The organism is Saccharothrix sp. ST-888 (assembly GCF_000955975.1).
Lineage (GTDB): Bacteria > Actinomycetota > Actinomycetes > Streptomycetales > Streptomycetaceae > Kitasatospora.
The window spans coordinates 1-14003 of sequence record NZ_JYJF01000041.1; the positions used below are offsets into that span (position 1 = coordinate 1).

Sequence of the window (14003 nt, forward strand, 5' to 3'; positions counted from 1 at the left end):
TGGGCGAGCTTCGTGCGAGTACGGACTACTGGGCTGACGACCGGCTGCTGGGCGCTGGTGACCGACATGACGGACTTTCTCTCCGGGCAGGACACGGGCAGGACAGGGTGAAACAGGACAGGGTGAAAGGTGGCGACGAAGACAGGTGTGGGCGCGGGGCAGGGCCTCCGCTGCTCCCGGCGGGTGGTTCCGGGCGCCGCTACCGGCGCTCCCGGCTGCTGCCGGTGCTACTTCCGCGCGGCGATGGTGGCGAGCAGCTGCTCCACGGCGGCCGTCGGCTCCGCGAGCAGCTCGCGACACGCGCTCTCGGCACGCTCGGGGTCACCGCTCTCGATCGCGTCCACCAGGGCCTCGTGGGTCGCGACGACCACCTCGGGCATCTCGTGGTCACCGAAGGCCGTCCGCATCGACTCGTGCACCGAGGCTCCGAAGTAGCGGTACACCTCGGTGAGCGCGGGGTTGTGCGCGGCCTCCACCACGGCGGTGTGGAACTCGAGGTCGTGCTCGACCGTGGCCTGCCGGTCGGCCCGCTCCGGCTGGGAGGCGATCACCTCGGCCTCGCGGGCCAGCGCGGCCCGCATCCGCGCGATGTCCTCGGGGGTGTGCCGCAGGGCGGCGAGCCGTGCCGCCTCGGTCTCCAGTGCGGCACGGACCTCCAGGACGTCCCGCACACCGGAGCGCTGCACGCCGCGCAGCACGGCGGCCGGGTCGCTGGTGGACCGGACGAACGTCCCCTCGCCCTGGCGCGACACCAGCATCCCGGCGTGCACCAGCACCCGGATCGCCTCGCGCACGGTGTTCCGCCCGACCTGCAGGCGCTCGGCCAGCTCGTGCTCGGTCGGGATCTTTCCGCCGACCGGCCAGGTGCCCGCGCTCAGCTGCTCGCGCAGCTGCTCGATCGTGGCGTCGACGAGCGAGCGCCGCCCGGCAACCTGAAGACCGTCGTTGTTCGCAGTGGCCATGCCGGGCTCCCTCCGGGTCGGTGACGAGTCGTCCTACAACCTCTTGCCCGGTCATCCTACAAGTACTTGCCCGGTTGTCCTACAACTGCCTGTGTGACGTTTCCACTCCCGTTTCCGCTCCTGTTCCTGATCGCCTTTCTCTCCGGCCGGTCCGGGTCGGCCGGGGAACCGCTCCGCTGCGGTCCACGTTGATCCGTTCGCCTTCCCGGACCTTCTCTTCCTCTCTGGAGCGCGCCCGCATGGTGTTCAAGAAGCTGCTCGGTGCCCTCGGCGTCGGTGGCCCGGCCGTCGACACCGTCCTGTCCACGCCGACCGTCGTGCCCGGCGGGACGGTCCACGGCCAGGTCGAACTGACCGGTGGCAGTCGCGAGGCCGAGATCACCGGGATCACCCTGAGCCTGGTCGCGCGGGTGGAGATCGAGAGCGAGGAGGGTGAGCACGACGGCCTGTCGGTCTTCGCCCGCCACCCCATCGGCGGCCCGCTGAAGCTGGCCGCCGGTGAGCGGCGATCGATACCGTTCGCCCTCCCGGTGCCGTACGAGACGCCGGTGACCTCGGTGGCCGGGCAGCAGGTGCGCGGGATGGCCGTCGGGGTGCGGACCGAAGTGGAGATCGCCGGCGCCCGTGACAAGGGCGACGCGGACCCGCTGGGCGTCGAGCCGCTGCCGGTGCAGCGGCGGGTGCTGGAGGGCTTCGACGCGCTCGGGTTCCGCTTCCACAGCGCCGACCTCGAGGCGGGCCACATCCGGGACACCGGACAGAGCCTGCCGTTCTACCAGGAGATCGAGTACCTCGCGGCGCCGCAGTACGCCCATCGGTTCGGCGCGGTGGAGCTGACCTTCATCGCCTCGGCCGCCGGCGTCGAGGTGGTGCTGGAGCTGGACCGGCACGGCGGCGACCAGATCGAGCGCCACGCCCTCGACCACGCCGCAGCAGACCAGGACCTGACCGGCGCGGTGGACGGCTGGCTCCGGCAGGCACTCGCGAACCGCACGTCCTCCTCCGACCACGGCTCCGGCCACGACGGCCACCACGGCCACCACGGCTCGGGCCACGGCGGAGGCATCGGCGGGGCGCTGGCGGCCGGTGCCGCCGGTGCGGCGGGGGGCTTCGTCGGCGGCATGGCGGTGGAGGAGCTCGTGGACGAAGTGGTGGAGGAGGTCTTCGAAGACGTCTTCGAGGACGCCTTCGAGGACTGACCGGAAGTCGCTCATGAGGTGCCCGTTATGTGAGTGATCGTGCAATCCGGAGCCCGGGCAGTGACTTCGTCATGTGGCCTTTATATGCTCCGCAGAAGCTCTCTGCGGATATCTGTGCGAGAGCTGCGTACCACCGGGACGGTGGTACGGCACGTTCGGCAGAAGCCGGGCGTTGCTCCTGCGCATGGCGGGTCTGCCGTGTGCTGTGTTCCTGCCGTCTGGTGAAGGGTGTGGGTATGTCAGGCCAGAGGGCGGGAGCGTCCGGTCACGACGCCGATTGGTGGCGCGACGGCGAACAGGGTTCCGGCCCAGGTCAGGGTGCCGACGCCTCGTACGGTGTGCCCTCGCCGCGCCGCCGGTCCGCTGACTCCGACGCCCCGAGGCCGGGCGGCCGGGCGGCGGCCCGACGTGGCAACGGCGGCGGCAACGGCAACGGCAATGGTGACGGCGACGGCGGCGGTCGCGGTGGCCGGGGGACCGGCCGCGGTGCGCCGCGCGGCAAGCAGAAGCGCAGCAAGAAGAAGGTGATCGCCTGGGTGGCGGCCACCTCGCTGGCTCTGGTGGTCGCCGGTGGCGGCGCGATCTACCTGAAGCTCAACGGCAACATCAGCACCTTCGGCCAGGACGGCGTCAGCAAGGACCGCCCCGATCAGGGCGCCGCGGACGCCAACGGCAACCGGCCGGTCAACGTGCTGCTGATCGGCTCCGACTCGCGCAGCGGCGGCAACAAGGACCTGGGCGGCGGCGGGGACTCCGGCGCGCGCTCGGACACCACGATCCTGTTGCACATATACGCCGACCACAAGCACGCGGTGGGCATATCGTTCCCGCGCGACGCCCTGGTCACCCGGCCCGCCTGCAAGCTGCCGAACGGCAAGTGGACCAAGGAGGAGAACGGGGTCATGTTCAACTCCGCCTTCGCCGTGGGCGACAGCGAGCAGGGCAACCCGGCCTGCACCCAGAACACCGTCGAGAAGCTGACCAACCTGCGGGTCGACCACACCATGGTGGTCAACTTCGAGGGCTTCGCCGCGATGACCAGCGCCATCGGCGGTGTCACGGTCTGTCTGCCGAACGCCGTCTACGAGGGCGACCTCGACCCCAACCTCGGCCACAAGGGCAAGCAGATCTTCCCCAAGGGCGAGCAGACGGTCCAGGGCCAGCAGGCGCTGGACTACGTCCGGCTCCGGCACGGTGTCGGCGACGGCTCGGACATCGGCCGGATGAAGCGCCAGCAGGCGTTCCTCTCCGCGCTGATCAAGGATGTCAAGGGCAAGGGCATGAGCCCGACCAACCTGCTCCCGCTGGCGGACGCCGCGACCAAGTCGCTGACCGTCGACGAGGGGCTCGGGTCGGCGGACAAGCTGCTCTCCTTCGCGCTGTCGTTGAAGAACATCGATCTGCACAACATCAAGTTCATCACCACCCCCTGGAAGTTCGAGGGGGCCCGGGTCGGCCTGGTCCACCCGGACGTCGACCAGCTCTTCGCCGCGCTGAAGGCGGACCGCACGCTGGACGGCGAGGACGCGAGCGCCGGTGCGAGCGCAAGCGCGAGCCCGTCGGCCGACGCCTCCACGCCCCCGGCCGCCGACAGCCAGGACAAGGCCGCGCCCGCATCGGTCGACGGCGCCGGCATCCGGGTCGGCGTCTACAACGGCACCACCACGCCGGGGCTGGCCACCACGGCGGTGACCAAGCTGAAGGACTCCAAGTTCACCGTCACCGTGACGACGAACGCCTCCACGCAGAACCACGCCACCACCTCGGTCCAGTACGGCCCCGGCGACAAGGCCAAGGCCCAGACGGTCGCCTCGCTCTTCCCCGGTGCCACGCTGGAGCCGGTCGCCAAGGCGGGTATCAGCCTGGTCCTCGGCAAGGACTACGCGGCGGGCAACGGCGGTTCGGGCGCGGGTGCCGCCTCCGGCGGGGCGAGCGTGCCCCCGGGCCCGCTGCCGACCAGCGTCAGCGGCGACGCCCGCTCGGCCGACGACGACCCGTGCAGCAACGTCTCGTACGGCAGCTGAACACGCGGCAGCTGAACACACGGACGGTGCCCCTCCTCAGAGCCCTGCGGCTCTGAGGAGGGGCACCGTCCGTCTCCGTTCAGGAAGCCGAAAGCCCGAAAGCCGGCCGAGTACCGGTCAGCCGAGTTCCGGTCAGCCGGCGGCCGGGAAGAGCCGCTCCAGGACGAGGGCGACGCCGTCCTCGTCATTGCTGACGGTGACCTCGTCGGCGACCGCCAGCAGCTGCTCGTGGGCGTTGGCCATGGCCACCCCGTGGGCGGCCCAGGCGAACATCGGCACGTCGTTGGGCATGTCGCCGAACGCGATGGTCTGCCGGGACTTCACCCCGAGCCGGTTGGCGGCGACCGCCAGGCCGGTGGCCTTGCTGAGGCCGACCGGCAGCAGCTCCACCACGCCCGCCCCGGCCATGGTGACGCCGACCAGGTCGCCCGCCACCTGCTGGGCGATCTGCGCCAGCGCGTCGTCGTCGAAGTCCGGGTGCTGGATGTAGAGCTTGCTGATCGGCGTACTGAGCAGCTCGGCGGCGTCCACCCGGACGATCGGCAGGTCGCTGCCGATCTGCAGCCGGTACCCGGGACCGGCCAGTACGGCGCCGTCCAGGCCGTCCTGGTTGGCGGCCACCGCGAGCGGGCCGACCTCGGCCTCGATCTTGCCGAGCGCCAGAGCGGCGAGCTTCCGGTCCAGGGTGAGCGAGGTGAGCAGCCGGTGCTCGCCCGCGTGGTAGACCTGGGCGCCCTGCCCGCAGACGGCTATCCCGGTGTAGCCGATCGCGTCGAAGACCGGGCGGGCCCAGGTGGCCGAGCGGCCGGTGACGATGATGTGCAGCGCCCCGGCGGCGACGGTGGCCGCCAGCGCGGCGCGGGTCCGCTCGGAGACGGTCTCGGCCGAGGTCAGCAGGGTGCCGTCGAGGTCGGTGGCGACCAGCCGGTAGGGCAGGTCGCCACCGGGGGAGACGTCGGGTCGGTGGCTTGCAGTGCTCATCTGCCGTACGTCTCCCGGGAGTTACTTGCGTACGTCCGGCCGGTACGTTCCAACTGCCGGACGGTGGTGCCTACTTGATGGGCTCCAGCACGGTGCGTCCGCCGAGGAAGGGGCGGAGCGCCGCGGGGACGACGACCGAGCCGTCGGCCTGCTGGTGGTTCTCCAGGATCGCCACGATGGTGCGCGGGACGGCGACCAGGGTGCCGTTCAGCGTGGCCAGCGGGCGGACCTTGTTGCCCTCCTCGCGCAGCCGGATGGAGAGGCGGCGGGCCTGGTACTCGGTGGTGTTCGAGGTGGAGGTGACCTCGCGGTACTTGCCCTGGGTCGGGATCCAGGCCTCGATGTCGAACTTGCGCGCCGCCGAGGTGCCGAGGTCGCCGGAGGCGACGTCGATCACCCGGTACGGGAGTTCGAGGGCGTCGAGGAAGTCCTTCTCCCACTGGAGCAGGCGGCGGTGCTCGGCCTCCGCGTCCTCCGGCGTGGTGTAGACGAACATCTCCACCTTCTCGAACTGGTGGACGCGGATGATGCCGCGGGTGTCCTTGCCATAGGTGCCCGCCTCGCGGCGGAAGCAGGAGGAGAACCCGGCGTAGCGCAGCGGGAGCTTCTCGGCGTCGAGGATCTCGTCCATGTGGTACGCGGCCAGCGGGACCTCGCTGGTGCCGACCAGGTACCGGTCCTCCTCGGGGAGGTGGTAGACGTTCTCCGCGGCCTGGCCGAGGAAGCCGGTGCCGTCCATGGCGGCCGGGCGGACCAGGGCCGGGGTGATCATCGGGATGAAGCCGGCCTCGGTGGCCTGCGCCATCGCCATGTTGACCAGGGCGAGCTCCAGCAGCGCGCCGACACCGGTCAGGTAGTAGGAGCGGGCGCCGGCGACCTTGGCGCCGCGCTCGGTGTCGATCGCGCCGAGGATCTGGCCCAGCTCGACGTGGTCCTTGGGCTCGAAGCCCTCGGCCGCGAAGTCGCGCGGGGTGCCGATCTCCTCGAGGGTGACGAAGTCCTCCTCGCCGCCCACCGGGGCGGCGGGGTCGATCAGGTTGGCGAGCGAGCGGACCAGGCGGTCGGCCTCTTCCTTGGCCTCGCTCTGCTCGGCGTCGGCGGCCTTGACCGCAGCGGCCAGCTCACCGGCGCGTGCCAGCAGCGCGGCCTTCTCGTCGCCCTGGGCCTTGGGGATCTGCTTGCCGAGCGTCTTCTGCTCGTTGCGCAGTTCGTCGAAGCGACTGCCCGAGGACCGGCGCCGTTCGTCGGCGGAGAGGAGGGCGTCGACCAGGTCGACGTCCTCGCCACGGACGCGCTGCGAGGCGCGTACTCGGTCAGGGTCCTCACGAAGCAGGCGAAGGTCAATCACGGGGCCAGCCTACCGGGGAGGGGAGCGCTCTCAGGAACCGGTTTTGGCGCGTCGTGACCGTCGGCTGCCGGGCCGCCGCGCGCTGTCGGCCGGGTCGCCGTCCGTCCGGTTGTCTGGGATCCTGCCTCCGGCCAGGCGGCGGGCGGTTCCGGAGCGCGGCCCGGCATCGCCGGAGCCGGTGGATCGGCCTGGGGATAACGTACGCCGACCTGTGGATAACTACTGTGGACGGCGGGCTCGAACCCGGCTTCGGACGCTCTGTCCACAGGCTCGCCACTGGGCCTGTGGATGGTTGGCTGGTGAAGGTTCTCGGTGCAATCGACCGGGGAATTGAGGTTTCAAACCTCGGTTCGCCTTCTCGGGTGAGGGAATTCGCTCACTCGGACAGGTGATTTGATGGAAGAAGGGTGACTCTGGGCCGATTAGTCACTCCTGGTCACCTAGCCGATGATCTGACCGGCTCTGGAGATGGATATGCCGGTTTGTCGATTCATCCCCAGCTCTGTGGATAACTGTGGATAACTCGGCGGCCCTTCGGTCTGTGGATGAACGGTCAAGCCTGTGGATGATGCCGACCGGTCCGGCTCCCGGCCGCAGCAGCGCTCGACCGACTGTGTGCGCCCGCGTGCGCCCGCGCGGGTGAAGTGTCCGGCAGGTCGAAAAATGACCGAATTGGACTGAACCACATCGGATATGTCCGAATTTTTCGTGAAAACGATCGCAACTGGCCAGTGGTTGCGGTGCTCGCGGAGCGGACGCCGCCGAGTGGATCACGCCGAATGGATCTTCGTCAGCCAGGCCGGGTCGGCAGACTGTGCGAGCCGGCCCATGGGTGGGTCCAGCGGGTGGGTCAGAGCTCGCCCCGGCCGTCGAGGCAGCGCGAGAGCCAGTCGGCGGCCTCGCTGAAGTCCTCGTCCCGGGTGCCGGGCCGCTGCAGCGTCGCGGCACCGTGGTCGGCCCTGGGGTACGAACCGAGGAACCGTACCTGCGGGCAGATCCGCCGCAGGCCCATCAGGGCCTCGCTCACCCGCCGCTCGCTCAGGTGGCCCTCGCAGTCGATCAGGAAGCAGTAGTTGCCCAGCCCCTCGCCGGTCGGCCGGGACTCGATCCGCATCAGGTTCACCCCGCGCACCGCGAACTCCTGCAGCAGCTCCAGCAGCGCACCCGGGTGGTCGTCCGGCAGCCAGACCACCATCGAGGTCTTGTCCGCACCGGTCGGTGAGGAGACCCGCCCGGGGCGGCCGACCAGCACGAAGCGGGTGGTCGCGTTCTCGGCGTCGTGGATGTCGTTGACCAGGACGTCCAGGCCGTAGATCGGGGCGGCGAACTCGCCTGCGAAGGCGCCGTCGTGGCGGCCCTCCTGGACCAGCCGGGCGCCGTCGGCGTTGGACGCCGCCGACTCCCAGCGCGCGTCCGGCAGGTTGGCCGCGAGCCAGCGGCGGACCTGGGGCTGCGCCACCGGGTGGCTGGTGACGGTCTTGACGTCCGCCAGCGTGGTGCCGGGGCGGACCAGCAGCGCGAACGCGATCGGCAGCAGCACCTCGCGGTAGATCATCAGCGGCTTACCGGAGGCCAGCTCGTCACTGGTCGCGGTCACCGCGCCCTCGACCGAGTTCTCCACCGGGACGAAGGCCCCGGCAGCCTCCCCGGCCCGGACGGCGTCCAGCGCGGCCGGCACCGAGGCGACCGGCACCAGCTCCCGGGTGCCCGCCTCGGGCAGCGTGCGCAGGGCGGCCTCCGTGAAGGTGCCCGCGGGCCCGAGATAGGTGTAGCGGGTGGCCGACATTGCCGCCTCCGTACGAAAGGGGTGGTGCGTGATCGTGCTCGACGTGCCACCTTAGCCAGTCCGGCCGGAAAGCCGCGCCGGATTCCGGTCCGTGAACAACCCCGCGGGGAGCGGGCATCCCGGGGGGATCAGCCCTCCAGGAGGGCCTGCCCCACGTAGCCGCCTTCCGGGGCGCCCGGCAGCACGGCGTACAGGCCGCTCGCCTCGTGCCGCAGGAAGCGGGAGAGGCTGTCCCCCCGGGAGAGCCGCCGCTGCACGGGTATGAAGCCGTGCGCCGGGTCGGCCTGGAAGGCGATGAACAGCAGTCCGGCGTCGAGCGAACCGTCCGGCAGCAGCCCGTCCTGGTAGGAGAACCCCCGGCGCAGCATGGCGGCCCCGCCGTTGGAGGCGGGCGCGGCGACCCTGATGTGGGCGTCCACGGGTATCGCGAGCAGCCCGTCGTCGTTCTGCTTCGCCAGGTCGACGGGGGTGGCCTCGGTCCCGCCCGAGAGCGGCGCGCCGTCCGCCTTCCGGCGGCCGATCACCCGTTCCTGACGGTCCGTCGGCAGGTTCTCCCAGTTGTCCAGGAGCATCCGGATCCGCCGGAAGACCACGTACGTGCCGCCGGCCAGCCAGTCGGGGCCGGCGGCGAAGACCTTGGCGGCGAAGTCGGGCTCGGCGGGCTTCGGGTTGTTGGTGCCGTCCACCTGCCCCATCAGGTTGCGGGCGGTCATCGGGCGGTCGGTGGCGCCCGGCGTCCGGCTGAAGCCGGACATCTGCCAGCGGAGCGTGGCCAGACCGGCGGCCTGCTGCTGGAGGACCCGCAGGGCGTGGAAGGCGACCAGTGCGTCGTCCGCGCCGATCTGCACCCACAGGTCGCCGTCGCTGCGGGAGCGGTCGATGGCGTCCTCGGGGAAGTCCGGCAGCGGGTCGAGCTGGGGCGGGCGCCGGGCGGTCAGGCCGGCCTTGTCGAAGAGCGAGGATCCGAAGCCGAAGGTGACGGTCAGCGCGCAGGGGCCCGCGTCCAGCGCTATCTGGTTCTCGTGCGCCCCAGCCTGCTCCCCGCGCGCCAGCAGCGCGGCGGTCTCGGACCAGCTCTTCAGCAGGCGGCGCAGCCCGTCCCGCCCCGCGCCGGGCGCCAGGTCGAACCCGGCCAGCTGGGCGCGCGCCTGGCCGGGCTGAACGATCCCGGCCTGGTGCGCTCCGTGGAACGGGACAGCCGCCCGGCCGAGCTGCCGGGCGCTCGCCGCGTCGCCCGCGCCGCGCGGTGCGGCAAGCGCCCGGCCGCCGAGTGCGCCCGCTCCGGCGCCGACCGCGAGCCCGGCACCCGCACCGCCCAGCAGGGCACGGCGGGAGAAGCCCGCGGCGGCGGGTGCGTCCGCCGGGACGGCCACGGGCTCGTCCGTCCCTGCGGGAGGTGAGATCTGTTCGGTCATCCGGTTCACCCGATCTTGAGCGACTTGACCTCGGTCGACTGGTCGATGTCCGAGGAGCGGACCGTCACCGACACCACCCAGTCGCCCGTGAGCGGCAGTTGGGCGGTCCCGGACCAGCGGCCCGGACCTTCGGCGTTGAGCGACGCGGGCAGCGGGCCGAGGTCCCGGTCGGGCAGGGTGAAGGCCAGTTGCAGCTCGGGCACCTCCGCGGGCTTACCCGAGGAGTCGTCCAGGCTGAGCTTCACGGTGTTGGGACCGGCCGAGGCCGGGCTGAGGGTCACCGTCGCGGTCCCCCTGGCGTTCGGGGTCCTGCCGCCGGTGTCGTACGAGATCTTGAGCTCGACCGTCTTCCCGGGGGCGGTGGACGCTCCCGTGGCGCCGCTGTTCGGGGGCGCCGTCGCGCTGCCGCCGGTGGCGGCCTGGGCGACCCGGCCGGGCGGGGAGTTGGTCAGCAGGGTGGTGACCACCAGGACGACCACCGCGACGGCGCTCTCGACCAGCACCGAACGGCGCAGCCCCGCTCGGGCCGGCGGCCCGTCCTGAGCCCGCTGGACGCTGGCCGTCCTGCGAGCCGCCTGCTGACGGGCCAACTGCGCCTGCCGTACGGGGTCGTCGGCCTCGTCGGCCGTACCCGGGTCCACGGGGGAACCGTCGGCGCCGTCGGCCCCGGCGCTCGCACCCACGCCGACGGGGGCCGTGACCTCGGCGGTGCCCTCGGCCTCGGCGAAGTCCTCGGTGGCGCCCTCGGCGGCTGCCCCCGTGCGCAGGCGGGCGACCCAGGCGCGGGAGATCCAGGCGACGCCGACCATCGCGACCACACAGCCGATCTTCACCAGCAGCAGCCGCCCGTACTCGGTGTCGACCAGCGCGCCCCAGGAGCCGACGCCGCGCCAGGACTGGTAGAGACCGGTGGCGGCGAGGGCCGAGACGGCGCCGAGGGCGAGCTTGGAGAAGCGTTCGACGGCGGCGACCGGCAGGCCGTTGCGCAGTCCGACGACCAGGGTGGCCAGCCCGCCCAGCCAGAACGCCATGGCCAGCAGGTGCAGGATCCCGAGGGGCAGGGCCAGCCAGACCTGGATGCCGACCGCGGCGTGGTCGGCGGCGGCCCAGGTGGCGGCCAGTGCCGTGGCGAGGACCAGGCCCGCGATGCCGAGGCCGAGCCGGGCGTCCCGCTGCGGCCGGTCGGCGGCCAGCCGCTCCAGCCGGCGCAGCTCGTCCTCCTCCGCGTCCCCGGTCGGTCCGGCCGCCCCGGTGCGAGCAGCGGCACCTTCGGTGGCCTCGGTGCCTTCGGCGTCGTCCGGCGCCGATGCGTCGGACTGCCCCAGCTGCCCGACCAGCAGCGAGAGGAACACCCCGCCCGCCGCGAGCAGCAGCAGCCGCGAGGAGAGCGCGGTGCCGATCCGCTCCTCCAGGGTGCTGCGCACCAGGGAGAGGTCGAAGGCCACGCTGATGCCGCTGCCGCGCTCGTAGGGGCCGCGCAGCAGCAGGACCGCCACGGTGGCGGCGAGCAGTCCGATCCAGCCGGTCATCAGCAGCCGCTGCACCGACCGCACCGCCGCGCCCTTGGGCCAGCAGATCAGGACGAAGGCGGCCACACCGGCGAGCAGCGCGAACGAGGCGTACGCGACCACCCGGCCGAGCCCGTAGACGGCGGCGACCAGGCTGTCGGCCCGGGCGTTCTGCAGTGCCCCGGTGGAGACCGAGGTGGCGGAGGGGGCGCCGATCGAGAAGGTGAAGGCACCGCCGACCGGGTGCGAGTCCTCCGAGACCGCGCGCCAGGCGACGGTGTAGGTCCCGTTGGGGAGGCCGCTGTTGAGCGAGACCCGGGCGGTGTCGGTCCTGCCGTCCAGGTGGCCCGGGTCACCGGCGTCGACCTGCTTCCCGGCCGGGCTGAGCACCCGGACCGAGTCGGAGGAGAGCGAGACTCCCTCGCTGAAGGTCAGCGTCACCGCGGCGGGCGCCTGCGGGAGCACCGAGTTCTGGGCGGGGTCGGTGGTGACCAGCGCCGCGTGGGCGGCGGCCGGCCCGGCCGTGCCCAGCAGCAGCACGAGCGCGGCACCGAGGGCCGTCACCAGCGCACCGAGTCTCTTCAACATGTCGCGGTCAGCTTCCCGGTCGGTAGGTGAGGGGTTTGACCGGCACCTGGACGGAGATGGTGTTCCCCTTGGCGAAGGTCAGGTCGAGTTCCAGGCGGTCGCCGAGGGCCGGGGCCTTCTCCCAGCCCATGATCATGAGGTGGTTGCCGCCCCGGTCCAGCGCGAGCGTGCCGTGCGCGGGCACGTCGAGGGAGTCGACCTCCTGCATGGTGCTGTCGGTGGAGCGGTGCATGGTCACCGAGGTGGCGGCCGGGCTGGACACCTTGACCAGTTGGTCGGCGGCTCCGCCGGTGTTCTTGACGGTCAGGTACCCGGCGGCCATCCCGCCGGGGGTGGCCGGGAGCGGGATGTAGGAGTCGGCGACGGTCAGCACGGACTTCTGGACGCCTGCGCCGCCGCTGCCGCAGGCGACGAGTATGGTCCCGGCGGTGAGCACGGTGGCCACCCCGGCGCCGATCAGCGCGCTGCGGCGGAACTGGCTGCTCATCGGGCCGCCCCGGATCGCCCGGTCGGCCCACCGCAGCCGGTCACCCCACCGCACTCGGCCGCCCTGCTGCGCCCGGTCATGCGGGCACCCCCTTGGCGAGCAGCGGCAGGTCGTGCTTGTAGGTGTCGACCGAGCTGTTGCTCAGGTAGAGCACATGGGCCTTGTCGTCGGAGGGCATGAAGGCGAGCACCTGGGCGCCGTGGCTGGAGGTGACGCTGCCGTCCTTGTTGACGATCGGGTCCTCGACCATCACGCCGAGCGTCTTGGCGGCGGCCTTGACCTTGTTCAGGTCGCCGGTCAGCCCGATGAAGTTCTTGCCCATCGAGTCCAGCCAGGTCCGCAGCACCTTGGGGGTGTCGCGCTCGGGGTCGGTGGAGACGAAGACCACGTCGATCTTCTTCTGCTCCTCGGGGGACAGCGCGGCCATCGCGACGCCGATGTCGCCCATGGTGGTCGGGCAGACGTCGGGGCAGCTGGTGTAGCCGAAGAAGAGCAGCGTGGAGTGCCCGGCGGTCTGCTTGCGCAGGTCGAAGGGCTGGCCCGAGGTGTCGTCGAGCACCAGCTCGGGCTTCTCGAACTGCTTGGCCAGCACGGTGCCCTGGTACGGGGAGTTGCTGGTCTCCTTGACGACCTTGGCGGCGCCGTCGGTGCTGCCGCCGCCGGAGCCGCAGGCGGTCAGGGCGAGGGTGGCGGCTAGCCCGAGGGCGGCGGCGCCGAACGCCCGGCGGGTGGTGCCCCGGGAGCTGGTCGCGGCGGTGGTGGTTCCGGTGGTGGGACGTGGCATGGCGGTGGGTCCGATCATCTGCGTGGTGCTGCCGGGCGAGGGGCCGCGCCGCGGTGTGCGCGGCCCCTCGCCCGGCCGGTCTCAGGAGGCGGTGCCGCTGCTCTTGCGGCGCAGGCCCGCAACACCGAGGGCGGCGCCGATCACGCCGACCACGATGCCCACCACACCGAGCGTACGGGCGGTGGAGTCCGAGGACTTGGCGGCCTGGTTGTCGGCCTTGTCGTCCTGCGAGGCGCCTGCGGAGGCAGCACCGACGGCGCCGCCGTGGTGGTCCCCGGCGGCGGCGGGGGCCTTGGTGAGGGTCAGCGTCGGGGCCGGGTGGGCCGGCTCGGCCTGGCCCTCCTTGGCCTCGTCGATCCAGCGGACGATGTCGCCGTTGTCGTACGTCTGGAGCGCCTTGAAGGTCAGCTTGTCGGTGTCGGCCGGCAGGGCGCCGAGCGAGACCTTGAACTCCTGGAACTGGCCAGGGGCGATCTTGGCACTGCCGTCGGCGGTCCAGGTGATCTTGGAGACGGCCTCGGTGATGTCCTGGCCGTGCGACTTCAGCGGCTTGTCGAGCTTCGACTTCTCCAGGACGGCGGTCCAGCCCGGCAGCGGCAGGACGCGCACCGAGGCCATCGGGTGGTCCATCGGCAGGTTGACCTCCAGCTTCACGGTGGAGGCGGTGTCACTCTCGTCCGGCACCCGGAAGGCGACGGCGGTGTAGTCGCCCTGCTGGGCGGTGCCCGGCTGCACGGTGACGTGCGCGAAGGCCGGGACGGCGAAGGCGATCACGGCGGTGGCGGCGGCAGCGGTGACACCGGCGATCCGGCGAGCAGGAGTGATACGCATCGGGATGATCTCCAACGGAGAGGGGCGCGTGCGCGGGCCGCAGCGGCGGCGCACGGGCGCGGGGGCTGTGGTGACGACGCCGTGACGCCC

11 protein-coding genes are annotated in these 14003 nt (G+C 72.0%); 2 read left to right on the top strand and 9 right to left on the bottom strand.

Annotation, left to right across the window (positions count from 1 at the left end):
- Nucleotides 1-227: 227 nt before the first annotated feature.
- Complete coding sequence (locus tag UK12_RS15310) at nt 228-962, bottom strand: FadR/GntR family transcriptional regulator (RefSeq protein ID WP_045303517.1); 735 nt, start codon at nt 960-962, stop codon at nt 228-230.
- Nucleotides 963-1201: 239 nt separating this feature from the next.
- Here UK12_RS15310 and UK12_RS15315 point away from each other — a divergent pair, with 239 nt between their 5' ends.
- Nucleotides 1202-2161, top strand: a complete 960-nt coding sequence (locus UK12_RS15315) for a sporulation protein (protein WP_045303518.1) — start codon at nt 1202-1204, stop codon at nt 2159-2161.
- Between the two features lie 236 nt (nt 2162-2397).
- Nucleotides 2398-4185, top strand: coding sequence for an LCP family protein (locus UK12_RS15320; RefSeq protein WP_045303519.1), 1788 nt, complete (start codon nt 2398-2400; stop codon nt 4183-4185).
- A 132-nt stretch (nt 4186-4317) separates the two neighbouring features.
- Here the strand turns inward: UK12_RS15320 and UK12_RS15325 are convergent, their stop codons facing one another.
- From UK12_RS15325 to UK12_RS15360, 8 genes are all read right to left on the bottom strand, one after another.
- The gene (locus UK12_RS15325; RefSeq protein ID WP_045303520.1) at nt 4318-5166 is read right to left on the bottom strand and encodes an HAD family hydrolase; all 849 of its coding nucleotides are present in this window, start codon (nt 5164-5166) and stop codon (nt 4318-4320) included.
- 70 nt (nt 5167-5236) lie between these two features.
- A complete protein-coding gene (gene serS, locus UK12_RS15330) occupies nt 5237-6514 on the bottom strand; it encodes a serine--tRNA ligase (RefSeq protein WP_045303521.1) in 1278 nt (425 codons plus the stop codon).
- Nucleotides 6515-7364: 850 nt separating this feature from the next.
- Complete coding sequence (gene pheA / locus UK12_RS15335; protein ID WP_045303522.1) at nt 7365-8300, bottom strand: prephenate dehydratase; 936 nt, start codon at nt 8298-8300, stop codon at nt 7365-7367.
- Between the two features lie 128 nt (nt 8301-8428).
- A complete protein-coding gene (gene efeB / locus UK12_RS15340; protein WP_082119645.1) occupies nt 8429-9715 on the bottom strand; it encodes an iron uptake transporter deferrochelatase/peroxidase subunit in 1287 nt (428 codons plus the stop codon).
- Nucleotides 9716-9720: 5 nt separating this feature from the next.
- Entirely contained in the window at nt 9721-11811 is a 2091-nt protein-coding gene (locus UK12_RS15345; protein WP_045303523.1) for a copper resistance CopC/CopD family protein, read from the bottom strand.
- 7 nt (nt 11812-11818) lie between these two features.
- The gene (locus UK12_RS15350) at nt 11819-12298 is read right to left on the bottom strand and encodes a copper chaperone PCu(A)C (RefSeq protein ID WP_045303551.1); all 480 of its coding nucleotides are present in this window, start codon (nt 12296-12298) and stop codon (nt 11819-11821) included.
- A gap of 76 nt (nt 12299-12374) precedes the next feature.
- Nucleotides 12375-13082 (bottom strand): SCO family protein, encoded by a 708-nt coding sequence (locus UK12_RS15355; RefSeq protein ID WP_045303552.1) that lies wholly within the window; start codon nt 13080-13082, stop codon nt 12375-12377.
- Nucleotides 13083-13163: 81 nt separating this feature from the next.
- Nucleotides 13164-13913 (bottom strand): YcnI family copper-binding membrane protein, encoded by a 750-nt coding sequence (locus UK12_RS15360; protein ID WP_045303524.1) that lies wholly within the window; start codon nt 13911-13913, stop codon nt 13164-13166.
- Nucleotides 13914-14003 lie beyond the last annotated feature (90 nt).